The sequence below is a fragment of the Niallia sp. Man26 genome (genome assembly GCF_022049065.2).
Classification (GTDB): domain Bacteria; phylum Bacillota; class Bacilli; order Bacillales; family Cytobacillaceae; genus Niallia.
Genome location: NZ_CP095743.1, coordinates 1,585,151 through 1,609,514 on the forward strand (window position 1 = coordinate 1,585,151; position 24,364 = coordinate 1,609,514).

25 protein-coding genes, 1 pseudogene and 1 riboswitch are annotated in these 24,364 nt (G+C 39.4%); of the genes and pseudogenes, 18 read left to right on the forward strand and 8 right to left on the reverse strand.

All coding sequences use genetic code 11. The features are described 5' to 3' along the window. Positions 1-9: 9 nt before the first annotated feature. Positions 10-927, reverse strand: coding sequence for a DMT family transporter (locus tag L8T27_RS07990; RefSeq protein ID WP_233314772.1), 918 nt, complete (start codon positions 925-927; stop codon positions 10-12). 96 nt (positions 928-1,023) lie between these two features. On the opposite strand from L8T27_RS07990, the gene L8T27_RS07995 reads away from it, so the two are divergent. The 3 genes from L8T27_RS07995 to L8T27_RS08005 all read left to right on the forward strand — a co-directional run bounded on the left by L8T27_RS07995 (position 1,024) and on the right by L8T27_RS08005 (position 3,108). After that, positions 1,024-1,905: an AraC family transcriptional regulator gene (locus tag L8T27_RS07995; protein WP_233314252.1), complete on the forward strand. Its 882-nt coding sequence runs from the start codon at positions 1,024-1,026 to the stop codon at positions 1,903-1,905. Between the two features lie 66 nt (positions 1,906-1,971). Then, positions 1,972-2,310, forward strand: coding sequence for a cupin domain-containing protein (locus tag L8T27_RS08000; RefSeq protein WP_233314251.1), 339 nt, complete (start codon positions 1,972-1,974; stop codon positions 2,308-2,310). A 15-nt stretch (positions 2,311-2,325) separates the two neighbouring features. Continuing rightward, the gene (locus tag L8T27_RS08005) at positions 2,326-3,108 is read left to right on the forward strand and encodes an arylamine N-acetyltransferase family protein (protein ID WP_233314250.1); all 783 of its coding nucleotides are present in this window, start codon (positions 2,326-2,328) and stop codon (positions 3,106-3,108) included. A 27-nt stretch (positions 3,109-3,135) separates the two neighbouring features. Here L8T27_RS08005 and L8T27_RS08010 read toward each other — a convergent pair whose 3' ends face one another. After that, the gene (locus L8T27_RS08010; RefSeq protein WP_233314249.1) at positions 3,136-3,348 is read right to left on the reverse strand and encodes a hypothetical protein; all 213 of its coding nucleotides are present in this window, start codon (positions 3,346-3,348) and stop codon (positions 3,136-3,138) included. A gap of 235 nt (positions 3,349-3,583) precedes the next feature. Here L8T27_RS08010 and L8T27_RS08015 point away from each other — a divergent pair, with 235 nt between their 5' ends. Together L8T27_RS08015 and L8T27_RS08020 are read left to right on the forward strand one after the other, a co-directional pair. Then, positions 3,584-4,366 (forward strand): D-alanyl-D-alanine carboxypeptidase family protein, encoded by a 783-nt coding sequence (locus L8T27_RS08015; protein WP_233314248.1) that lies wholly within the window; start codon positions 3,584-3,586, stop codon positions 4,364-4,366. 157 nt (positions 4,367-4,523) lie between these two features. Further along, positions 4,524-4,733, forward strand: a pseudogene (locus L8T27_RS08020) (RsfA family transcriptional regulator); the annotation flags it as partial. Positions 4,734-4,807: 74 nt separating this feature from the next. On the opposite strand, the gene L8T27_RS08025 reads toward L8T27_RS08020, so the two are convergent. The 3 genes from L8T27_RS08025 to brnQ form a co-directional block, all read right to left on the reverse strand. Further along, positions 4,808-4,945 carry a hypothetical protein gene (locus L8T27_RS08025; protein WP_237941242.1) on the reverse strand — a complete coding sequence of 46 codons (138 nt, stop codon included), beginning with the start codon at positions 4,943-4,945 and terminating at the stop codon, positions 4,808-4,810. 103 nt (positions 4,946-5,048) lie between these two features. Continuing rightward, positions 5,049-5,294: a DUF2164 domain-containing protein gene (locus L8T27_RS08030; RefSeq protein WP_237941243.1), complete on the reverse strand. Its 246-nt coding sequence runs from the start codon at positions 5,292-5,294 to the stop codon at positions 5,049-5,051. A gap of 148 nt (positions 5,295-5,442) precedes the next feature. Then, complete coding sequence (gene brnQ, locus L8T27_RS08035) at positions 5,443-6,777, reverse strand: branched-chain amino acid transport system II carrier protein (protein WP_233314245.1); 1,335 nt, start codon at positions 6,775-6,777, stop codon at positions 5,443-5,445. A gap of 593 nt (positions 6,778-7,370) precedes the next feature. On the opposite strand from brnQ, the gene L8T27_RS08040 reads away from it, so the two are divergent. Continuing rightward, positions 7,371-7,703 (forward strand): YisL family protein, encoded by a 333-nt coding sequence (locus L8T27_RS08040; protein ID WP_233314244.1) that lies wholly within the window; start codon positions 7,371-7,373, stop codon positions 7,701-7,703. Between the two features lie 51 nt (positions 7,704-7,754). Here the strand turns inward: L8T27_RS08040 and L8T27_RS08045 are convergent, their stop codons facing one another. Further along, positions 7,755-8,456, reverse strand: coding sequence for a YoaK family protein (locus L8T27_RS08045; RefSeq protein ID WP_233314243.1), 702 nt, complete (start codon positions 8,454-8,456; stop codon positions 7,755-7,757). Positions 8,457-8,863: 407 nt separating this feature from the next. Here L8T27_RS08045 and L8T27_RS08050 point away from each other — a divergent pair, with 407 nt between their 5' ends. From L8T27_RS08050 to L8T27_RS08060, 3 genes are all read left to right on the forward strand, one after another. Beyond that, complete coding sequence (locus L8T27_RS08050; protein ID WP_233314242.1) at positions 8,864-10,150, forward strand: MFS transporter; 1,287 nt, start codon at positions 8,864-8,866, stop codon at positions 10,148-10,150. A gap of 144 nt (positions 10,151-10,294) precedes the next feature. After that, positions 10,295-11,074 carry a Cof-type HAD-IIB family hydrolase gene (locus tag L8T27_RS08055; RefSeq protein ID WP_233314241.1) on the forward strand — a complete coding sequence of 260 codons (780 nt, stop codon included), beginning with the start codon at positions 10,295-10,297 and terminating at the stop codon, positions 11,072-11,074. A gap of 73 nt (positions 11,075-11,147) precedes the next feature. Continuing rightward, positions 11,148-12,182: a DUF3231 family protein gene (locus tag L8T27_RS08060; protein ID WP_233314240.1), complete on the forward strand. Its 1,035-nt coding sequence runs from the start codon at positions 11,148-11,150 to the stop codon at positions 12,180-12,182. A gap of 46 nt (positions 12,183-12,228) precedes the next feature. On the opposite strand, the gene L8T27_RS08065 is transcribed toward L8T27_RS08060, so the two are convergent. Beyond that, positions 12,229-12,591, reverse strand: coding sequence for a group I truncated hemoglobin (locus L8T27_RS08065; RefSeq protein WP_233314239.1), 363 nt, complete (start codon positions 12,589-12,591; stop codon positions 12,229-12,231). A gap of 176 nt (positions 12,592-12,767) precedes the next feature. Here L8T27_RS08065 and L8T27_RS08070 point away from each other — a divergent pair, with 176 nt between their 5' ends. From L8T27_RS08070 to mutL, 8 genes are all read left to right on the forward strand, one after another. Next, complete coding sequence (locus tag L8T27_RS08070; RefSeq protein ID WP_237941244.1) at positions 12,768-13,064, forward strand: cupin domain-containing protein; 297 nt, start codon at positions 12,768-12,770, stop codon at positions 13,062-13,064. Positions 13,065-13,132: 68 nt separating this feature from the next. After that, positions 13,133-13,702, forward strand: a complete 570-nt coding sequence (locus L8T27_RS08075; protein ID WP_237941245.1) for a histidine phosphatase family protein — start codon at positions 13,133-13,135, stop codon at positions 13,700-13,702. A 132-nt stretch (positions 13,703-13,834) separates the two neighbouring features. After that, positions 13,835-13,925, forward strand: a riboswitch (cyclic di-GMP riboswitch). Positions 13,926-13,996: 71 nt separating this feature from the next. Then, positions 13,997-14,992, forward strand: coding sequence for a ketoacyl-ACP synthase III (locus L8T27_RS08080; protein ID WP_237941246.1), 996 nt, complete (start codon positions 13,997-13,999; stop codon positions 14,990-14,992). Between the two features lie 12 nt (positions 14,993-15,004). Continuing rightward, positions 15,005-15,355 carry a hypothetical protein gene (locus L8T27_RS08085; RefSeq protein ID WP_233314237.1) on the forward strand — a complete coding sequence of 117 codons (351 nt, stop codon included), beginning with the start codon at positions 15,005-15,007 and terminating at the stop codon, positions 15,353-15,355. A gap of 103 nt (positions 15,356-15,458) precedes the next feature. Beyond that, positions 15,459-15,908, forward strand: a complete 450-nt coding sequence (locus L8T27_RS08090; protein ID WP_237941247.1) for a GNAT family N-acetyltransferase — start codon at positions 15,459-15,461, stop codon at positions 15,906-15,908. A gap of 190 nt (positions 15,909-16,098) precedes the next feature. Further along, positions 16,099-16,647: an outer spore coat protein CotE gene (locus L8T27_RS08095; protein WP_233314235.1), complete on the forward strand. Its 549-nt coding sequence runs from the start codon at positions 16,099-16,101 to the stop codon at positions 16,645-16,647. Between the two features lie 178 nt (positions 16,648-16,825). Further along, positions 16,826-19,441 (forward strand): DNA mismatch repair protein MutS, encoded by a 2,616-nt coding sequence (gene mutS, locus L8T27_RS08100; protein ID WP_237941248.1) that lies wholly within the window; start codon positions 16,826-16,828, stop codon positions 19,439-19,441. A 27-nt stretch (positions 19,442-19,468) separates the two neighbouring features. Beyond that, a complete protein-coding gene (gene mutL, locus L8T27_RS08105) occupies positions 19,469-21,370 on the forward strand; it encodes a DNA mismatch repair endonuclease MutL (RefSeq protein ID WP_237941249.1) in 1,902 nt (633 codons plus the stop codon). A gap of 671 nt (positions 21,371-22,041) precedes the next feature. Here mutL and L8T27_RS08110 read toward each other — a convergent pair. Next, positions 22,042-23,400 (reverse strand): MATE family efflux transporter, encoded by a 1,359-nt coding sequence (locus L8T27_RS08110; protein ID WP_233314232.1) that lies wholly within the window; start codon positions 23,398-23,400, stop codon positions 22,042-22,044. Positions 23,401-23,603: 203 nt separating this feature from the next. On the opposite strand from L8T27_RS08110, the gene L8T27_RS08115 reads away from it, so the two are divergent. Continuing rightward, positions 23,604-24,284: a TetR family transcriptional regulator gene (locus L8T27_RS08115; RefSeq protein WP_233314770.1), complete on the forward strand. Its 681-nt coding sequence runs from the start codon at positions 23,604-23,606 to the stop codon at positions 24,282-24,284. The last annotated feature ends 80 nt before the right edge of the window (positions 24,285-24,364 follow it).

A 24,364-nucleotide genomic window follows, 5' to 3' on the forward strand; every position in this document is an offset into this window, starting at 1 on the left:
TCTCTTTTTTTATAGTTGGACAGATTGAGCGTTCTGCCGTTTAAAAGCAGATAGAAGCAGAATGACACCGATAATGCAGGCTGCGCCAAGCCATTGAAATAAGCCAAATGGCATGTTGAGCCAAAAGACCGTCGTCAACACAGCCGCAAGCGGCTCAATGCTGCCTAACAAGCTGGATTCTTTCGGCAATAGTGACTCTAAACTTTTTATATAAAACCAAAAGGCTATCATTGTGCCAAACACAATCACAAACAATAAATAACCAATGGCTGCACTAGGCAGTTCAGCAGGTGCTGTCTTCCACACAGGTTCTAACGTATTTAAGCAAAGTCCCCCGATTATCATCGCCCAGCCGACAATTACCATAGAATCAAACTTTTCCAGCAAGCGTCCAGCACTTAAAGTATAAAAAGCAGCCGCTATTCCAGAAAGCACACCCCATACAACAGCTTGAACAGGAACAGAAAGCTCGGAAAAAGAACCATTTGTCAGCAGAAGAAAGCAGCCGCCTAATGCAAGTGCGGCAGAATATCCGTCTAGTTTAGACAGCCGCGCTTTTTTGGTTAAAAGATAATATATCATAATCATGATTGGTGCTAAATACTGCAGCAACGTAGCAACAGCTGCATTGCCATGATTGATGGCTGCCATATAAGTATACTGAACGGCCAGCATCCCAAAAAGGGAAAAGGCAATCAATCGGAAAGCGGATTGAGGACTCTTCCAAACAGCAATAATTTGACTGCGCTTTTTGCTAAAGGCTGTCAGCAAAAGCAGCATTAAGCCAGAAAGCAGCAGCCTTACGACAACTAGCCAATTTACATCGATTTGATAGGTTTGAAAGAGCTTCTGGGCAACTGTGCCGCCGACTCCCCAAAAAGCAGCACCTGTAATTACAAAAAACAAACCTCTATTTCTAGTCATTATGTCTCCGCCTTTTATAAAGATATTGTTATAATAAAGGAATAATCAGCGGAAAAATACGATAATAGACGGAAAAAATATAAATATATGGAGGTTGTTATGCAAAACCGTCCTTTTCCTATCGGTGATGATCTAAAAGAGCTGACAGAGCATTATACTGTATTATTGCCTGTAGCCTGCTACGAAACAACCATTAATAAAAACATGTATGGGCACATCCCGCTGCATTGGCATGATGAACTGCAGTTTGTGTACATGCATAAAGGAGAAGCGAATTTCTCGGTAAATGGAGACGATATTTTACTGAAAGAAGACAGCGGCCTATTTATAAACAGCGGTTTACTGCATATGGCAGCGGAGGTCACAAAGGACGCATCCTATATTTGCCTTAACGTCGCACCTTCCTTTATGCTCACACAAGAACTTTTTTCTCAGTATGTTTATCCATATATGCAAGCAAGCAATCTTCCATATGTTCCTCTTGATGGTCATAAAGAATGGGGCAGAATTATATTGGACGCTATCCTAGCCATTAACGAACTCCTTCAAAAAAAGGAGCCGTATTTTGAAATTGATATTAGCATACAGCTTTCCTTATTATGGAAAAGCTTTATGAAAAATGGACTTCCACCTGCCTTTAACAAAGCAGAGTCAGTTAAAAATGAAAGAATGAAACAGATGCTCGACTGGATTCATCATCATTATGAGGAGAAAATAAAGCTTGTCGATATTGCTGCAGCAGGCCATTTGAGTCGATCGGAATGCTGCCGCTATTTTCAAAGGATCTTAAACCGTTCGCCCTTTAATTATTTGGAGCATTATCGCATTCAGAAAAGCTTAATTTTGCTTCAAGAAGAGGATGCCAATATTACGGAGGTCGCTTATCGGGTTGGCTTCAGCAGCACAAGCTACTTTATTCAAAAGTTTCGTAAGGAAATGAAGATAACGCCTTTAGCCTACAAAAAACAGAAGCAGTTGTAACAGCTTTTCCTAGAGACCTTAAATAAATGTATGCGATAATAAGATGGCGAACAAGGAGGTATTTAAATGAAGGAAATAATGTCATTTAATAAGCTTACAGGCAAGGCCATCAGCAATTATAATTCCGTAGCTGCTTATTACACGAATTTAATGCGAACAAATGAACCTGTTAGTATCGGTATAATTCATGTCGAGCCTGGGGGAATGGTAGGTTATCATGATGCTCCGGTTAAACAGGCCTTCATCATAATGGAAGGGCAAGGCTGGATTAAAGGAGCGGACGGACAAATACAGACACTGCAAACAGGTGAGGGAGTGCTGTGGGACAAGGGAGAAGGCCATGAATCAGGCAGTGAGCAAGGCATGACAGTCCTTGTCCTTCAAGGAGAGAATCTTTTTATATAGTTAGGAGGATGACAAATGCATGAATTAAATGAACGCTTTCGGCAGCGAATTGGCTTCCCTCTTGCAGAAGCAATAACGTTGCAAAATCTAGAAATTGTATTGGAAAAGGTGGCAAAAACAGTCCCTTTTGAAAATATGGCTATAATCGGAGGGAAAACGGGCGAGATATCTCCCGCTTATTTACAAGATAAGATCATTGAGCGAAAAGAAGGCGGGCTTTGCTATGATATAAATTCCCTTCTTTACTTGTTTTTACGTGAAAACGGGTTAAATGTCGCCCTAATTAAGGGGATTACCTATGATCCTGCCAATCAAGCTTGGAGCAAGACAGGAGCTACCCACGCTTGTATATTGCTTGAGGATAATGGACGCCAATATGTGGTGGATTCAGGATATGGCGCCAATCTGCCATTAAAGCCTGTGCCCCTTGATGGAGAGCTAATAGTTTCAGATAATGGAGAATTTAAGATAGAGCAGAAGCCGAGTGAGTATGGAGATTATATGTTATATGTCAAGCTGAAGGATAAAGATGAGGACTGGAGGATTGGTTATGCCTTTTGCTCAACTAAAGTTTTCGATGATGTCAAAGAGTTAAATGAAATGCAAGGAATTATCGTTAATCATCCTGCGTCGCGTTTTAATAAAGATCCTCTGCTTAGCTTGTTAACAGATAAGGGAAGTATAGTTTTGACTAATCATTCATTTACAGAATGGTCGGACGGAACTAAACAAAAGGAAGACATAGATTCGCAAGAATTTATATTAAAGGCGAAAGAAAGATTTGGTATTAGGAGCTAAACAGGATGCTTTTGCATCCTGTTTTTTTTATTTAGGAAAGGCATTATCTATCGTATCGCTGAATTGCTGCATATCAGCATCTGCTTTCAGTGATTGAACATGGAAGGCATTTGCCTTTTTATGTCCAGCTTCTGTTCTAATCCCCATCTGATTACTGTTTCCACTTGGGATGACTCCTTCTCTTGGACCATCCTTATGAGATTCTGTTTCCACATGAATATTGTCTGCATCTCTAGGCATTTTGTGATTCCCTCCCATTGCTTGATGTATCTCTTCCTTATTGTTAGATGAAAAAGCGGTTTTTATGTTGCCATTCGTATTCGGAACGTAATAGATATTTTTTTGTTTTGTCATTTTTTTGTAATGGTATTGTCGACAAACACTTCTATAATGTTAATATTCCCTTATAATAATGAAGGTAGAAGGAAAGAAATACATAAAATGGACTACTGAGCAAGAGAAGAAAGGTGACAACATGAAAAAAATAATTACGACTGCAGCTATTGCTTTTATTTTGAGCGGCTGCAGTACGACACAACAAGAGAGTCAGCCAAAAGAGGAAAACACGAACCAAACTTCCCAGCAGCAGGCAGAAAATCAAGAAACAAAGGAATGGACCATACCAAGTGAAAATCTAAATAAAGTAAAGGAAGAAGACGGACATAATGTCATTTTGAATCCTGAAAATATATTAGCGTTAGTTAATAAAGAATATTATTTGCCAAGTGATTATGAACCAAAGGATCTTATCAGACCAGAAGTTTCCTTTTCCTTTGGGAATGAGGATATTGAGAAAAGCTATATGAGGAAGGAAGCAGGAGAAGCGCTTGCTGAAATGTTTAATGGAGCTAAATCAGAAGGTATGATTCTTTATGCCTCTTCAGGATACAGGTCATATGAACGACAATCTGCAGTTTTTGACCAAGAGGTTGCAAATGTAGGGGAAGAACAAGCAGAGCAGGCAGTAGCTATTCCCGGCTCTAGTGAACATCAAAGCGGGTTAGCAATGGATATCACTTCAGAGGGTCAGAATTTCTTATTAACGGAAGAGTTCGGAGAAGATAAAGAAGGCAAATGGTTAATGGACAATGCTTATAAATATGGATTTATTCTGCGCTATCCGAAAGATAAGGTTGACATAACCCAATATGAATATGAACCATGGCATTATCGCTATGTTGGCAAGGAAGCAGCTAAATTAATAAAAGAGAAGAATTGGACATTGGAAGAGTTTTTTGCCAATGTAGAGGATAATTAAGCGGGTTCCAACGCTGTTTTCATTCCTTCCTTTTGGGTATAAACGAAAAAGGGTACAACGATGATATAACAGATTTGCTAGAAATGTAAAATGGCACTAAAACTAAACTGTTTCGTGTCGATATTAAGGATAATCAAGACGAACAAAAGGTGATAAAATGCCACATACATTTACGAGAGAACAAGATGCTTTACTGGCAGAAACGGTATTGAATCATATTCGTGAGGGCAGTACAGCAATTGCTGCCTTTGAAGAGGTTGCCGTTGTATTAAATAAAACGGCGGCAACCTGCGGGTATCGCTGGAACAATACAGTCAGGCACAATTATCGCGGCGCTTTCAGGCTTGCAAAAAAAGAGAGATATGAACTGAAATACGCAAATAATGAGGATTGAGGAAAGCTTGAATTACTTTTTAGAAAGGCATCGAAAACTCGATGCCTTTATTCTTCGTCATTAATTTCATTATCGCCGATTTCATCTTCTCCTGGCTGGTCTGTGCCTGGATTAATTTCATCACAGCCAGTCATCGTTGAGCCAAGAAATACAGCGAGGAGCAGTGCAAGCATTGTTTTACGCATAGCTAGAAAACCTCCTATAAAAGAAATGAAGTCTAGTATAGCATGTTACTTTGGCAGCTCCTATATGTACATTGAATAATGGTATATGCAGGAAAAAGGGATTCTATTTTCTGATTGGTTTTTCCAATATTAAAATTTCATCTTCAATAGCAGAGAATTGCTCTTCCACTAAATTTTTGACATCCATAACGCCAGCATTATAAAAATGAGGAGCAATCGTGTCCTTAAAGAACTCAAGCACGCTTTCCGCTGCGAATTCTGATATTTCCTCGTCCCGTTCAGCTGCAAAAAACGTTTGTATTTCCGAAACCATTAGCTGCTGCTGTTCTTTTGTTAATTTATAAAACAAGTAAAACATTCCTTTCATAAGAAGATAGTTGTACTATACATGGAACTAGAACGATTTACCAGTCTTGCTTTTTTTATAAATTTTTGTCAAATAGCATGAAAAAAGGAGACTGACAATTGCGTCAGTCTCCTTTTTTCTTTAGTTTGATCTATTTATTTAAAGTAGCAACACTCTCTTTGTTAAGCTGCACTACATAGCCGATTATAGCGCCGACTATAGCAGGAAAAATCCATCCTAAACCAATGCCGTACATTGGCAGGAAACTTGCAAAGAACGAATCAAGTGCTGAAATTTTTAATACAGTTCCTTGCAAACTGTCCACTAGGCTGACGATAAATGTAAACAATAGGCTTATTTGATATACTGCTGGTCTTCCTTTAAAAAGTGGATGAAGGAAAGTCAGGAATATAAGCACAATCGCCAGTGGATAAATAATAGTCAACACAGGCACAGAAATCGTAATTAACTCAGTCAAACCGACATTGGCAATTACTGCACTAAATACGGATAAACTGATTGCAATTGCTTTATACGAAATAGACGGGAACAGCTTATGGAAGTAGGAAGAACAAGATGTGATTAGTCCGACGCTAGTTGTTAAACAAGCGACTGTAATCATCAAGCCAAGCAATACTCCGCCGTATGTTCCAAAATAGTAGTCAGAAACACGAGCTAAAACTTCTCCGCCATTGTCTAAATAACCGAGCTTTTCCACACTAGATGCACCCATAAAGGAAAGTGCTGAATAAATAGCAGCAAGGATGACAGCCGCAATTGCTGTTGCCATTAAACAAACCTTCATGATTTGGCCTCTAGTAGTAGCACCTTTTTCACGAATAGCATTGATAATAATTATTCCAAACACAAAGGACGCAAGTGTGTCCATTGTTAAATATCCTTCTTGGAACCCGTTGAAAAACGAGTTTGTCATATAATGCTCTGTTGGAGCTTGAAACTTACCAATAGGGAAAATGACGGAAACAACAACCAAAATCCCGATAAATGTTAACTTGATTGGCGTTAAGAATCTGCCGACTATGTCTACTATTTTAGCTGGGTTAAGAGACAAGAAACAAGTAATAGCAAAAAAGATAATAGTGAAAATAAGAAGGGCAATACCGGCAGAACTTTCTGTCACAAATGGCTTAACACCAATCTCAAAAGATACATTGCCTGTACGCGGTATAGCGAATAATGGGCCAATTGCTAAATAAAGAACCGTTGTAAAGATAATCCCGAAAAGTGGGTGTACACGGCTCGCTAATGACTGCAAGTCTTCTTTCCCGGAAAAGCCGAAAGCTAGTACACCGAGAAGTGGCAAGCCAACACCAGTAACAAGGAACCCAGCATTAGCTGACCAGATTTCACTGCCTGCTGATTGGCCAAGCATGGCCGGGAAAATAAGGTTTCCTGCACCAAAAAACAGTGCAAATAACATCAGGCCAATAATAATAATAAAGGAAAATGGTACTTTAGTTGACACGATAAAACCTCCAGAACTTAGATCAAATATAAAAGTTAACTACTTTTCGAAAATACTCTTCACGATTATTGAATGGCGAAATCGTAAAGATAGCAATTTTCAAAAAATAATAGCCAAATGAAAAAATCACCAGATGCTGCCACTTCGTAAGTCTCAATGCTGTTCATTAACAAATGTCTAACTTTTAAAGAATGATTTGTCTTTAGGGGCCTTGCCGGTCCTTATTAGTATTTCTAAAAATTTCTGAAAATAATCGGAGACATCAAATCTATAAATCATACATTAAGCAGTGGAACATCATGCTGACTAAGTAAGGCTAAAAAAGCCAAAGATTTTGTTTTTTCTGTTAACTATCTATTGTATTTTTTATAAACAACGTTCACTATGTTATAATATTAAAATTAAAATTTCAAGCATTTCTATAGAACTTTCGGTTCTCGGAAGAATCCAGTTAGAGGGGCTGAAAGCAGTTCTGCCCATATTGCAAGGCGTTTGGACAGTTATAAAATAAGTAGTTGGAAATTGATAGTTTTATTGGATATTTTTTTTTATTCTATGATAAGATTTGAGAGAGTGAAAGGAGGGGGAAAAGTTTGGGACATATACATATAACGGCATGGTCGGTTGCCTTGATTCTTTTTGTGGTATCTTTGCTTCTGCATAAGAGCGGCAAAGACAAAGGAAGTAAAATTGTGCATATGGTTTTAAGACTGATGTACTTAGCCATCATTGGCACAGGTGTGACGATGCTTACCTACACTGGCCTTGATGTTATGCATACATTAAAAACATTAGTAGGATTATGGGTAATTGCAATGCTTGAGATGATTGTAATTCGCACTAAAAAGGGAAGAAAAACATCTATTTTATGGATTCAGTTTGTTGTCGCCCTTATTATCGTACTATATTTAGGTTTTACGCTATAAGACAGAACAAAGCCTGCAGCAAAGATTTGCTGCAGGCTTTGTTCTGTCTTATTAATTTTGTGCCCCTTTCCTATAATATCCTTTATCACGGTGATACAAAATAATAGCAATCATTAATATGCCTGCAGCAATCCAAATCGAAGTTTTTCCAAAATAAGTTGTAGAAAACGTTCCAAGCAAAGCACCAGCAAAAAAAGATAGAATGATTACACCGAAATCAATAAACTGCCGCTTAGCTTCCTCATCGTGTCCGACAATAGCCGCATAGGCAGCCTGTGTTGCTGTTCGCAAGTTTCCTGTCGTAATAGTCGAGTTATAGGCCCATTTGTCCACTTTATTGAATGTGGAAATCTGTAAGGAAGAGACAAAAGCGATGCTGACAGTCACAAGCATGTTTGGCACACTTAATGGCAAAAAGCCGACAAACACAAGAACAAAAAACTCCAATATTAGAATAGAGCGTCGGTAGCTGTATAAAACATGCCGTACATGCGGTATTTTCACTATTTCAGAAACAAGTACACCTAATATAAAGGCAATGATTGGCGGGATATACAAAAGAGCCCCTTTCCATTCGCCGTTTGCTGCCTTAACAGCTAAAAGCACCATATTTCCTGTTTGGGCATTAGCAAACACTCCGTCTCTGCTGACAAAAGTATAAGCATCAAGAAAGCCCCCCACAATGGCGAGTATAAGACCCATATAAATAGAATTCGAAGAAAGGGAGGGAATGGTTTTTAGTTTTTCATGCATGTAAATTTCTCCTTCTCCATTAAAAATAATTTCTTGCCATAATAATAAAAAGCATGAATTGCAAATTATAGTTTATCATAATCAGTTTGTTACAACCGAAAAACATCCGAAAACTTTGTGTCTGTTTATTCTTTTTCTTTACAAAGCTTAGGCAGGAAAAGAGCAAACCATCAAGAATTTAATATTCTAGATGTGTTTAACTGATTCTAGGGAGAGTTGGTCATATTTTTAGGTGCTGACTAATATAAAAACATTATCTAAATTCAGCAAACAGGAGGGAAAAGGACAATAATCGAATTGGAATTAATCGATAAAACTTTGCTTTTTAGCATAGACCTCTAGTAGTTGACACAAGAGTTCTTTGCAAAATACATATTGAACAGAACCGACTAAAGAAAGGAAAGTCTATGGCTAATTTAAATTACAAACAAGACGATACAGCAAGCGCTGTGCTGCAAAAAAATCCGTTGGATCGTAAATGGAATCACTATCTGCTCATAAGTATAGTTTTCGGCGGTTTTTTGATTTTTGGTTTTTCGGAAAATATAAAAGGTCCGGCTATTCCGCTTATTCAACAAGACTTTCGTGCTAGTCAGACGCAGATTGGTTTGCTTTTAGCCTTAAACTCATTCGGCTATCTTCTTGCATGCTCCTATACATCCTGGATGTCTGACAGAATCGGAGTGAAATGGACAGGAATCTCTGCATTCCTACTTATGACCTTTTCAGGAGTATTCATTTATCTGTCAGCAAGTTTTCCTTCGCTGTCTGCTGCCTTTTTTGTTTTATATTTAGGGAATGGCATGCTAGAGATTGCCCTTGGCATTATGGCAGCCAGAATTTTTACAAAAAATACAGGTACCATGCTGAATATCTCTCATTTCTTTTATGGATTAAGCTCCACTGTCGCACCAATTTTCGCTGCCTCTGTGATGGATTGGCATTGGGGAGAAGGAGATGTCGGATGGCGCGGCATGTATTTTTTGTTTTTAGCTTTATCCTTACTGCCGATTCTACCGTCTCTTTTTAGTAAATTTCCGGCTGAAAGTAAAAGTGACGGCGACGGTGCTTCCTTTAAGTCTTTGATTAAGGACAGGGTTGCATGGCTGATTGTCGCTGTTCTTTCGTTAGGAGTCGTCTCAGAAATGGCAGTAGGCGGCTGGCTGATCAATTTCTTAGTGCAGGCATATAGCTGGGATATAAAGGAAGCATCCAATATGCTGTCATTATTCTTTCTGTTTTTTATGCTTGCACGGCTTTTGCTAGGTCCTGTAACAGACAAGATTGGCTTTGCTCGGTCCATCATGTACTTTTCGGCTTTTTCTGGTATTTGCACCATTGCAGGAATTCTTATCGGAGAAAAAGGCGCCATCTTCTTTTGCATTTCTGGCATAGGCATAGCCCTGGTATATCCAACGATTATGGCATTGCTCGCCAAAAGATACCCGATTGGAACGGGAGCTGCGATCACTTTTACCGTTACTTTAATGGGAATAGCGAGTGTGATCGGAAATTTCTTAATTGGCTTTATCATTGATACAGCTCGTATAGCTGCAAATAGCCTTGGTGCAGCGAACAGTGAAATCATTGGTTTGAAATTTGGTTATGGATTTATAGGACTGCTTGCTCTCTTATGCTCGGTATGCTGTTATTTTCTGTATAGGTCAACAGAAAAAAACAAAGAAATAATATGATTTAATGCGTTTACACAATTAATAATTGACCTGAAATGCGTTTCATACCGTAAACTAAATGAAAATTAAGCTGTTACTTCAAGTAATAGACATAACAGCGGAGTATTTTTACAGCAGGATTACTAATAGAAAGCAGGGAATGAAATGAACGAGAAAAGCATTATATTTTTTGATATAGATGGGACTTTGCTTACACATGAAAAGCAATTGCCTCAGTCTGCCAAAGAAGCAATTTTCCAATTAAAAGAAAAAGGCCATGAGGTAGCGATTGCTACAGGAAGAGCGCCGTTTATGTTCGAAGATTTACGCAAGGAGCTTGAAATCGATTCGTATGTCAGCTACAACGGACAGTATGTCGTGTTAAATGGCGAGGTTATATATAAGAACCCATTAAATATTCAATCATTGGAAAAGCTTGCCGAAGCCGCATTGCTAAATGACCATCCGGTAGTGTATATGGACCATGAGGATATGAGAGCAAATGTTCCGGAGCATATCTTTATACAAGAAAGCATCCAAACACTGAAAATAGCCCATTTTCCAACACATGATCCTCTTTATTATAAAGACAGAGACCTGTTCCAGTCGCTATTATTCTGCCAGGAGGGGGAAGAAAAGCAGTATGAACAAGTCTCTGAAGACTTCGACTTTGTCAGATGGCATCCTGTATCTGTCGATATTTTGCCTAAAGGCGGCTCAAAAGCTCGAGGTATTGCCAAAATGACCGAAAAGCTCGGCATTGCTAAAGAGAACCAATATGCCTTTGGCGATGGTGAAAACGATTTGGAAATGCTGACAGCTATTGTTAACAGTGTTGCAATGGGCAATGCAGAGGAGCATATAAAGGCTTGTGCCAAATATGTAACGAAATCGGTGGAAGAAGACGGAATTGTTCATGGTCTTCAGTTGGTAGGTCTGCTGTAAGAGTAACTAATCCTTTGTATAATCTGATTCCTTCACGGAAAAAATAAGCAAAACCGACGTGGAGGAATATGCCTTGAATACAATCAAACCGATTAAAATAGGCTCACATAAATCAAGTCCGAATGAACCACTTACTTCGGCAGAAGTGGCAAAGCTGTGGGCAACCTATATGGGAAACAGCATGTCGAGATGCATACTGAGCTATTATTTACAGCATGTGGAGGATGAGGATATTAAAGCATTATTAAAGAATGCTTTACACTTATCGGATGTTTTCCTGGAAACGACGAAGGAAATATTTAAAAAAGATAAGATTCCATTTCCTGTCGGCTTCACAGAAAAGGATGTTAATTTAAATGCTCCTAAGCTATTTGAAGATGAATTCTATGTTCATTATTTAAAATACGCAGCCAAAGCAGGTTTGAGCATCTATCAAATAGCCATTCCCCTCGTCTATCGTGAGGATGTTCGTGATTTTTTCGTTTATTGTATGGATGCAACGATGCAATTGATGGAGCAAATTAAAATGATTCTATTAAGGAAGGGCTTTATTAAGAAGCCGCCGCTTATTCCAGTGCAAGACAGGCCTGAATTTGCCAACGAAAATTTTCTGAATGGATATATTGGGAAAGTTCGCCCTCTTCATGCGATGGAGATTACCCATCTTTACGACAATATCGAAAACAATGTCACAAGCAAAGCGCTAATACTGGCTTTCGGTCAAGTTGCAAGACAGGAAAAAGTGAAAAGCTTATTTATAAGAGGGAAAGAGATGACGCATAAGAATGTGGAACGGTACAAGCTTTTACTTCATGAGGAAAACTTGCCGTCTCCCGAATACTTAGACCATTTAATAACAACTTCGACGTTTGCGCCCTTTTCTGATAAGCTGATGCTTTTTCATAAAGTTGACATGTTTTCCATGAAAATAAGAGCGTTCGGAAATTCTCTTGCTGTAAATGGCAGACATGATATCGGAGTTATGTATACGAAATCGCTTATGAATATTATGATGTTTGTGACAAACGGGGCAAAAATAATGATGGAAAACGGCTGGATGGAAGAACCGCCGCATGCAGTTAACCGGGATGATCTTGCCAAACCTTAAATAGTAAGTGGAAAGAGCAAAAGAAGGGTAAACCTTCTTTTGCTCTTTATTTGTACAAAATATCGTCCTTTAAGCCGCCAACCTTTTCTAAAGCGGTCTGGATATCGTTCTCCTCTACACCGTAATGAGCAAGTGCATCATGCAAATGCTTGACGATTGCATTAAAGTGTTCCGGCTGGATATTCATTCCTTCATGCGCTTTTGCCATTGCCTTTCCTGTATATTGCTTCGGTCCGCCTAATGCAAAACTGATAAATTTAGTCTGATGACTGCGTTGTTTTTCCATATTTGTATGCTCAAAAAAATGACTTACTGATTCATCCTTTAATACTAACTCATTATAGAAATAATCAACTACTTTAGAAATTGCTTCTTCTCCGCCAACTTTTTCATATAAAGATTGCTCCATAACTATTCCTCCTTTTATTCACTATGTATAGATTAACCATTCTTACTACTTTTATCCTTTTTATAAAAAAAACAGGAGATTAGAAATAAGCACAGAAATATTAAATGAAAATGAAAGGCAGGATGTGAGCAGGTTGGTTAAAAAGGGGACAGTTAGAGTTAATTCATTTATTAGAGTTGACAAAGGGTAAGGCAGAATACAGTAATTTTATAGTAAGTGAGGTAAATGATCACGCTCTTCGGATAGCTGTCATTGAAGGAGAATATCATTGGCATAAGCATGAGGATTGTGATGAGCTGTTTATTGTGATCGAAGGGGAGCTGTTTATTGATTTGGAAAATAACCAAACAGTAAGCTTAAAGCCAGGTGACATGTATACTGTGCCGGCAAATGTGATGCATCGAACCCGCTCATTAGAACGAACGGTTAATTTGTGCTTTGAAAAGGCAAGTAATGATATATCTGGCACATGAGCTGCATAGACATAGCTAAAAATGCTTTCCTAGTGGAAAGCATTTTTTATAGGAGGGAGAAAAACAAGATGAAACTGGGATTAATTCGCCATGGCAGTACAGCTTGGAATAGAGAGGGAAGGGCACAAGGGAGCAGCAATATTCCTTTAGATAAAGAGGGAGTAGATGGAGCTCGTTTGCTTGCAGACCGTCTTTGCCAAGATAATTGGGATGTAATCTACACAAGTGACTTAATGAGAGCGAAACAAACCGCTGAAATCATGGCAGAAAGACTGCAAATAAAGGTTATTTTTGATTCAAGGCTGCGCGAAACAGGCGGAGGAATGATAGAAGGAACAACAGAACGAGAAAGAATAGCAAGATGGGGCGAGGATTGGCGTGAGCTAGACTTAGGGATAGAGTCTGTTGAAAGTGTCAAAGCACGCACACAAGCCTTTAGAAGTGAAAGATTAGACAAAGCAATACATCAAAATATATTGATAGTCAGTCATGGTGCACTTCTAACTATGCTTATAGCTGAGCTTGACCCGCAAGTTAGTGTGGAACATCCGCTGAAAAATACATCCTTTACAAATTTTTCATTTATTGATAACAGCTGGAAATGCAGCTTGTATAATTGTACAACACATCTAACTTGATGAGGGTTTATAGGTATATAAAACTAGGTAAATACAAATAATTGGTTATATTTACCTTTCTTTAATAGTTCTAAAATACTAGACGGAGGGAAAAAAATATACTAAAATAATCTCGTACATGAGAAGATAAGCCTTCGATACTAGCAAACTTATTGAAAAATAAGGACGCAAAGCTATGGGTCTAAAGCAGTGGTTAAGCTGCAATGATTGCCAGGTTGCCGAAAAGGAGACAGATACCAATCCATCCTTTTTCGGGTGGATTTTTTTTATGAAATTTGGGGGAGTGTGAGCAAGTTGGCTAATCAAGTCAAAATTAAGGGTGTTAGCATTGCCCACCCAGAAACAAAATATGATAATCAGTTTTTTATAGACCATTTTCACGCATTAGGCCTAGAAGCAGAAGGATTGATGAACCATCTTGGCAGGAAAGAACGATATTTAGTTAATCCGGAGAAAGAAAACACCATTACGATGGCAAGCGAAGCAGCAGTAAAAGCACTTGATAGTACTAATACTAAAGCAGAAGAACTGGATATGATTGTTTTTGTCTCTGACACACCTGAATACACTTATCCAAGCAACGCACTTCTCCTTAATCGTATATTAGGGGCGAAAAATGCTCATATTGTCTATGATATGAATGCTAACTGTATTGGAATGCTGTCAGCTATTGATCAAGTGAATGCATTTTTGAAGAGCCGTGCAGACCTTCAGAGAGCACTTATTATCGGCAGTGTGTATGTAAGCAATATCGCCAGAAAAGATGATACTGTTATGTATCCTAACTTTGCAGACGGCGCATGTGCTGTAGTTCTGGAAAAAACAGAAGAGCCTATTGGACTTATAGCAAGCAATTATCACACAGATGCAAGTCTTGCAGACTTCGTCATGTATCCAGCTGTAGGATTTTCTCAACTGTTTAATGAGAACATCCCTGCTGCAAGTAAAAAACTTCGGTTTGATCCCCATGATGTCAGCTTTTTCTCTGACGAATGGAAAAAGCTGATTACTGCCATGCTCTCTCGGCATAATGTGCAGCCAGCGGAGATTGACCACTGGATTTTTTCTCAGTTTTCCAGACCAGAAGTGGAAGAAGCATTGCAGAAACTTAAGGTTGGTCTAGACAACTATACATTTGTAGGTGAAAAGTTTGGTTATACAGGCGTAACCAGCCCGATATTTGCGCTCCATGATGCTCTTGAACGAAAAAGAATAAAAGACGGAGATAAGGTAGTTTTTTGCTCTGTAGCTGTCGGCTATAGTATGTCATCACTTTTATATCAATTTTAGGAGGAAATTATTATGTTTACATTTGAAAAAAAGGAAGCAACAAAGGAATTATTTATTACTGTCAGCGGATTTATGAAAGAAGAAGATGGTCAGTCGTTTCTTGCTGAGTATAATAAGCATGTTAAATCAATCGTTCCAGCAACATATACATTAGTTATTGATTCAACCAATCTTGCTGCATCTAAGCCTGATATGCTCCCAGTTTTAGAAGGATGCTTCAAGCTGTATATGTCTAACGGCTTCAAAAAAATCATCATGATTAATCCATCATCTGCTATTTCCAAAATGCAAATGAAGAAGCTTGCAGCAAGCATCAACTATACAGGAATTTTTGTTGATAAATTAGAAGAAGCAGTAAGATAAATGAATGTAAGCCTGATAAGCCTTTGCTTATCAGGCTTTTTTTGTTAGGAAGGTTTTTTTAAAGTTTAGAAAGAATTATTTATGGATAAAGGAGAGATTTGAGATGAATATACGTAAACTGTCAGTAAATGAAACACCTCCGTTAACACTGCTGCTGTCTGCAGATCCTTCTTCTAGTCATATCCATGATTATTTAAGCAGAGGACAATGTTTTGTGGCAGACAGTAATAACACAATAGCAGGTGTATATGTTCTTCTGCCAACACGACCTAAAGTTGTGGAATTAGTGAATATTGCAGTCGCTGAAGCGATGCAAGGACGCGGTATCGGAAAGCTGCTTGTGCATGATGCCATTAATTGGGCAAGACAGCAAGGATTCAGGCAGATAGACGTTGGCACAGGCAACTCGAGTATCGGTCAGCTGGCATTTTATCAGAAATGCAGGTTCCGTATTGTTGGTATCGATTTTGATTTCTTTAAAGATTATGAGGAAGAAATCATTGAAAACGGGATTATATGCAGAGACATGATTCGGCTTTCGCTGGAACTGTAGCAAAAACATACTTGCAAGAAAATTAAGTTGTTCGTCTAGAAAATCTCCTGTTGTTCGGCACATTTGCCCTCCATTTTCATACAATGAATTAGGCTTAAGCTTTAATTTATCAGCTTCAAAAATTATCGCACACTAGTCTCCTATCCCGCATAGGATGAAATGAAAATGAATGAGGAGGTTTCGCTCGAAAATGGGAGAATATAGAGAGATTATTACAAAGGCAGTCGTTGCGAAAGGACGTAAATTTACAAAATCCAACCATACGATCTGCCCAGACAACAGCCCTTCCAGCATTTTAGGGTGCTGGATCATCAACCATACGTACGAAGCGGAAAAGAATGGCAAGACAGTAGAAATAAGCGGTTACTACGATATCAACGTTTGGTATTCCTATAACGACAACACACAAACAGAAGTCGTAACTGAACGGGTTGAATATACAGATATCGTGAAATTAAAATATCGTGATCCAGATTGCCTTGATGATCATGATGTGATTGCACGTGTGCTTCAGCAACCGAACTGCATTGAAGCAGTTATCTCACCAAACGGCAACAAAATCATCGTTCATGTGGAAAGAGAATTTTTAGTGGAAGTAATCGGGGAAACAAAAGTAGTTGTTGAAGTGTTCCCAGAGCATAAAGAACATGATGGCGATGATGTATGGGGCTTGGATGTTGAGGATGAAGAGTTTGAAGATTTGAACCCTGATTTCCTTGTAGGCTCAGAAGAAGAATAGAACTAGGAGGTTCTCCTAGTTCTTATTTTTTAAAAAACAGTCTGCTTTAAGCAATTGCTTAAAGCAGACTGCTTTTTTTCTGGCAGAAGGAACCACCTGAAACAAAGTGTCCCGATATGCTATAATGGTAGAATAATAAATTTGAATTAATGTGAGCAACATCTTTTTGGAGGATTTTATGACAACGTACACGCCCATGATACAACAATATTTACAAGTAAAGGCAGATTATCAGGATGCCTTTTTATTTTTCCGTTTAGGCGATTTTTACGAAATGTTTTTTGATGATGCAATTAAAGCATCACAAGAATTGGAAATCACGCTGACGAGCAGGGAAGGCGGGGGAAATGAACGGATTCCAATGTGCGGAGTTCCCCACCATTCAGCGAAGAACTATATCGAGCAGCTCGTTGAGCGCGGCTATAAGGTGGCAATATGCGAGCAGACAGAAGACCCGAAGCAGGCAAAGGGAGTTGTCCGCAGGGAAGTTGTTCAGCTGATTACACCTGGAACGATGATGGAAGGGCGAAACCTTTCCGATAAGGAAAATAACTATATTGCCACAATCACGGTATTGGATAACCATACATATGGTTTTGCCTATAGTGATCTGTCAACAGGTGAGTGTAAAGCGACTAAAACAACGGGTTTTGATGCAGCTTTAAATGAATTGTCCTTGTCAGGAGCAAAGGAGGTCATCATCAGCCCAGATTTTCCAGAAGACAGCAAAAAACGCATGCAGGAGCGTGCTCATTTAACTTTGTCCTATGAAAACGATGCTGCTGTTTTCGAGCAGTATGGTGTGTTGTTGGCTGAAGTCCATGATGAAGCACTGCAATCTACTGTGAGCCGATTGTTTGCTTATCTTTACCGTACACAAAAACGAAGCCTTGATCACTTGCAGCCCGTGTCTGTATATGTGATTGATGACTTTATGAAAATTGATTATTTCTCAAAACGCAATCTTGAACTGACAGAAACAATCCGCTCGAAAGGGAAAAAAGGCTCTTTGCTGTGGCTGTTGGATGAGACGAAAACAGCAATGGGAGGCAGGCTCTTAAAGCAATGGATTGACCGTCCGCTCTTGAACAGAGATAAAATCGCTGAAAGACAAAACATGGTAGAGGTCATGATCAGCCATTATTTCGAAAGAATGGACTTGCGCGAAAAGCTGAAGGAAGTGTACGACCTAGAAAGACTTGCCGGAAGAGTTGCTTTCGGGAATGTGAATGCACGGGATCTTGTGCAGTTGAAGAAATCGCTGCAGCAAATTCCGGCAATTCAAGAGCTTGTCGCTCAATTCGGCACTAATGAAGCAAACTTGCTTGCAAGTGAACTGGACCCTTGTGAAGAGGTTACAGATTTGCTGGAAACAGCGATTGTGGAAAATCCGCCGCTATCTGTCAAGGAAGGCAATATCATTCTTGATGGTTATAATGAAGAGCTTGACAAATACAGAGATGCGAGCCGCAACGGTAAAACCTGGATTGCCCAGCTAGAACGGCAAGAGCGGGAAAAAACAGGGATTAAGTCGTTAAAAATCGGTTATAACCGTGTGTTTGGCTACTATATAGAAGTGACGAGAGCAAATGTGCATTTGCTGCAGGAAGGCCAATACGAGCGAAAACAAACATTGGCAAATGCAGAACGTTATATAACACCAGAGCTGAAGGAAAAAGAGAGCCTGATTTTACAGGCAGAAGAAAAAATAGTAGAGCTGGAATACGACTTGTTCACAATCATCCGTGAAACGGTGAAAGACTATATTCCAAGACTGCAGATGTTAGCGAAAACCGTCAGCGCACTAGATGTGCTCCAATGCTTCGCAACCGTCAGCGAAGACCGCCGTTATGTGAAACCTGCTTTTTCTTCTGAAAGAGTGCTGCACATTCAAAATGGACGCCATCCTGTTGTCGAGAAGGTGATGAATTCACAAAGCTATGTGGCTAATGGCTGTTTAATGGATGCTGACAGAGAGCTGCTGCTCATTACAGGTCCGAATATGTCTGGTAAAAGCACGTATATGAGGCAAGTGGCTTTAACTAGCATTCTTGCACAAATCGGCTGCTTTGTCCCGGCAGAGGAAGCGACATTGCCAATCTTTGACCAAGTATTCACTAGAATCGGGGCAGCAGATGATTTGATTTCTGGACAAAGTACCTTTATGGTAGAAATGCTAGAAGCTCGCAATGCCTTGCTGCATGCAACAAAGGACAGTTTGATTTTATTTGATGAAATTGGCCGGGGGACAAGCACCTATGATGGCATGGCCCTTGCTCAAGCAATAATTGAGCATATTCATGATATAGTCGGTGCGAAAACATTATTCTCTACCCATTATCATGAGCTCACAGTGCTCGATCAAGAGCTTGCCCGCCTAAGCAATGTTCATGTAAGTGCCATGGAGCAAAACGGCAAAGTCGTCTTCCTTCATAAGATTAAAGAAGGAGCGGCAGACAAGAGCTACGGAATTCATGTCGCACAATTGGCAGAGCTTCCGCCAGAGCTGATTGACAGGGCACAGGAGCTTCTGTTGTCACTTGAGCAGAAAGAAGATGGCAAGCAAGCTGCTGCACAAGTGATTGTGAAGGAGGAAACTCCAGCAGTTGAGAGTAATGGAGATGCCCAGCTGTCATTCTTTGATGAAATGCAAAACCAAAAACCTGCTGCTAAATTGGCAGGAAAGGAAAAACAAATTCTTCAGAAAATCAAATCACTCGATATTTTAGATATGACACCAATGCAGGCATTAAACACATTATATGAACTGCATAAAAAGATAAAAAACGATTAAGTTCACATAAAAGAAGAGGTGAAGACAGTGGCAAAGATATTTCAACTCGATGATGCACTTTCCAATAAAATCGCTGCAGGAGAAGTAGTCGAAAGGCCAGCCTCTGTTGTTAAAGAATTAGTAGAGAACAGCATTGATGCAAACAGCACCAATATCGAAATCTTTATCGAGGAAGCAGGCCTGCAAAGCATCCGCATTCTCGATAATGGCGCAGGCATTGAGGAAGAGGATGTGCTGACTGCCTTCTCCCGTCATGCTACAAGTAAAATTAAGGATGAAAACGATCTTTTCCGCATCCGCACATTAGGTTTCAGAGGCGAGGCTTTGCCAAGTATCGCTTCTGTCTCCCATGTAGTACTGACAACATCAACTGGAGAAAAAGGTACAATGGTCGAGCTTGAAGGCGGTCATCTTAAGAAGCAAGAGAGCGCTCCAGGGCGAAAAGGCACGGAAATCACTGTTTCTAATCTGTTCTTTAATACACCGGCACGTTTGAAATACATGAAATCCATTCATACAGAGCTTGGCAATATCACAGATATCGTTAACAGGCTTGCATTATCGCACCCTGAGATCAGCTTCCGCCTTGTTCATAATGACAGGAAGCTGCTTCATACGAACGGAAACGGCGATGTTAGGCAAGTTTTGGCAAGTATTTATGGGTTAAATATAGCGAAAAAGATGATTCCGATAACAGGAAAGTCACTGGACTTTACCCTTTCAGGCTTTATGGCGCTCCCTGAAATAACGAGAGCCTCCCGCAATTATATTTCAACGATGATTAACGGCAGGTTTATTAAGAACTACTCCCTTGTGCGCAGTATTCAAGAAGGCTATCATACATTGCTGCCAATTGGCCGATTTCCAATCGTTCTTTTGAATGTGGAAATGGACCCGATGCTAGTCGATGTTAACGTCCATCCATCTAAAATGGAGGTTCGCTTCAGCAAGGAGCAAGAGCTCAATGAACTGGTGAGTGAGAGTATTAAAGCAGCGTTCAAGAAGAAGGAATTAATTCCAGCCGGCTTTATCCGTGAAAAAGCGAAAGCACCGAAGGACGAGCAAACAGCGTTCTCCTTTGACCAAGCCAGGGAAAATCGTCAGGAAATGCCGAAACAGCAGGCACAGCCATTTGCTTTCTCCAATACAAGCATTGATTATGCACCAGTAGACACAGCTCCGCTCCTAAATGCAGAGCTGCCAGAACTGTTTTCAATGAAAGAGCCTCCGGTTGAGGAGCCACTATACACAGAAGAAACTGCTTTTCCAAATGTTCCAGAACCAGTAGTGGATACCAGCGAAGACACGTGGGAAGAGGAAGTGCTCGAAGATGTGGCAGCGGAAAACCGCGTTCCGCCATTATACCCAATTGGGCAAATGCATGGCACCTATATTTTCGCTCAAAACGAAAGAGGCTTGTACATTATCGACCAGCATGCCGCCCAAGAGCGCATCAAATACGAATTTTACCGCGAAAAAGTCGGTGAAGTTCATAACGAGCTGCAAGAGCTGCTGATTCCACTTACATTGGAATACTCATTAGATGAATGGATGAAGATAGAGGAAAACAAAGCAGAACTAGAAAAAGTCGGCGTTTTCCTCGAGCCATTCGGCCAGCAAAGCTATCTCGTCCGCTCCCATCCGCAATGGTTTCCAAAGGACGAAGAAATAGAAACAATTGAAGAAATGATCGAACAAGTCCTTGCCATGAAAAAAGTCGACATCAAGCTGCTCCGGGAAGAAGCAGCCATCATGATGAGCTGCAAAGGCTCCATCAAAGCAAACCGCCATCTCCGCAATGACGAGATTGAAAGTTTGCTTGAAGAGCTCCGCCACACATCAGATCCTTTCACTTGCCCACATGGCAGGCCGATTATTGTTCATTATTCTTCTTATGAGATGGAGAAGATGTTTAAGAGGGTGATGTAGGAGAACCCCTTGTTAAATATTTAAAAAAAGCCTTTAGTAAAATTCTATTTATAGGTCTTTTTACTTGGAATTAGGAATTTTTTACTATATAATAAATATTGCTGATTAAGTTCAAGTATTATTGCAGACCTTATTCTTATGTAAACTTTACGGGTAAGGTCTTTTTTTTACTTAGTATGTTAAAAGCCCCTAATTAGAGGGGCTTTTTGCAATTACATATCCTATTGATTTAAGGGGAAATACTCAGGCGGAGTTGGCCGGGACTTCGTTATCAAGTGATGGCTAAACCTTGCTGTAAGTAGGGGGTTATATTTCTTTTTTATAAGGGGATATCTTTAAAAAGGAAAGCCAGTTATAGCTTTCTTTACTATTTAATAGAAATAATCTTTATGTGAGTAATAAGATATTAATTTCTGTGTGTTATTCTTCAGATTAGCAAAAAAATTGATGAGCTTTATAACCTTCATTTTCATCCTTCTTTATTCATCACTTATCTTCTTCAAATCTATCGGGACTTTTAGCATAGCGTGCTCCATTAAATTTAAATATCTTTAATGCAGTTACTTCAGTAATTTTCCGGTCATATTCCAGTACAGATAGTAAAAATAAACTCAAAGAAGAATCTATATAGATTCTTCTTTTGAATACAGCTGTTAATGAGATTACTTTGGTTATATGTTTTCTACTAAACTATCCAATTCCGGCTGCAATTTATTACGCAGAACATACAGCATAAAGGCACCAACAAGAAATGCGACGGCATCTGCAATGACAATCGACCAAACGACCCCTTCAAATCCATATAAATGATTGGCAATAAACAATACAGGAATCAGCGTAATTCCTTGAATAATGGACATAATAAATGCGGCAGTTCCTTGTGCTGTTGCTTGGAAGATGCCTGTAAATAGTGTGGTCATTCCTGTAATGAACAAGGATAGAAACGTTACATGTAAAATATAGCTGCCCATTTCAATTAATTGCGGGTCAGTTGTAAATAAACCGATTAAGTGGTCGGATACAAAGTAAACTGCGATGCCGAACACGACTGCTAACGTCACAATTGCTTTAATCGTAAATCCAATCGTAGTTTTCATACGTAATTTATTTGCTGTGAAAGCGAAGGCAATTAATGGCACGACTCCTTCACATAAGCCCATTACAATAAACTCAGGAAATTGCAATAAACGAGATGAAATTCCGTATGCCGCTACAGCCTGTTCCCCGTAATCGACAAGAAAATGGTTAAAGATAAGCGACATTGCACCTAAAAAGATGCTCATGATAAAGATTGGAATTCCAACTTTACTTACATTGCTCAAAATCTCTTTGGAGGCTTTAAACCATTTTAAAGAGATCGTTAAAAATGGGCTCTTTTTTCCTATATGGTAGGCGAAATAGGCACTCGCAGCCAAGTTAGAAATAACTGTAGCAGTTGCAACACCAATCACGTCCCAATGGAATACGAAGATGACTAAAGCATCAAGAATAATATTTAAAACAACACTGAGAATCATCCCAATCATCGATGTAATTGCTGCACCCTCTGAGCGTACGATATTCTCCAGTGTGAAAAACAATATAACGAATGGGGAACCAATAATCATAACTGTTACATATTCTTTTGTGAATATAAAGGAGTCTGACATTGCTCCCAAGCCATGAACAATTGAATCAATCAACGGAAGACCTACGACTATCATAATAAGACCGAGAATTAAACTGCTGTAAAAGGCAAATGAAGACACATGCAAGACATCATTATATTTTTTCTCTCCTAGCAAACGGGAAATAAATGTACCGCTGCCCATGCCCACTAAATTGCCAAATGCCATTATGATTGCGAATAACGGCAATGTTAATGCGAGTGCAGTTAACATGGCAGTATTATGGAGTGTTCCAAGGAAATAAGCATTAAGAAGGGAATATATAACATTCATTGATGAACCAATCATCATTGGTACTGCAAAGTGAGCTACAGCTTTTGCGACAGGTGCTTTTTCAAAATAATAGAGGTTTTCTGCATCCATGTTTAATCACTACTTTCTTTATAATTAATAAAAAAATTTAAATACTATACAATGACAACTTTTATCCAACAATTTAATAAACGCGTTTTAGTAGGGTTTCTATCTAACAGTGTAAGGTTGCCTCTTACAGTGTTAGATGATATCATCCTTTTATGAACCTGTAAAGCATAAACTTACACTGTTAGATAAAAGGGTGGATAATGATGAAAAAGCAGCAGCCTCAGATTTCAGAGGATAAAATTATAGAAACGTCGTGGGAGCTTCTTGGAGAGGATGGGATAGAAAAATTTAGTATGAGACGCTTGGCCAACCGGCTTGGGATACAGGCTCCATCACTGTATTGGTATTTTAAAAGCAAGCAGAAACTCTATCAACGGCTAGCAAACCATGTATCGAAGGTAATTATGGAAGAGTTCCACTCCGATGGAGACTGGAAGGAGCAACTGACAGCACTTGCGGTAACAACACGGAGCGTGCTCAGCAGATATCCATGTTCCACACAGATGATGATGATGACACTGCCCCATGAACCGGATATCATTCGCTTCACTAACCGCATGCTGCTCTGTGTTGAATCGACGCCACTTGAGCAAGGGCAGAAAATGCAAGTCGTTACGACGCTTGTAAACTATGTTTTTTACTTTGTCCTAGATGATTATCAGCATGAGCGGAATGTTTCCGTTGCCCTTAAGGAACAGGAAACACTTCCAGGTGATGAGCTGATACAACTTCTGGACAGTATGAGCGAAACAGACGCTGGATTGTTTAAGAGAATGTTCACTGGCGGGCTGTTCGAGTTGATGGGAACCGACGGAGCTTTTGAGTTCGGCGTGAAGGTGATAATATTGGGAATTGAGCAAGTAATAAAGGAACAGGAAAAATAATAGGCAAAACCCGCTCATCAGTTATCACGATGGGCGGGTTTAGTTAGGTTTACCATTTATGGGGGAGAAGAATAGCCTTG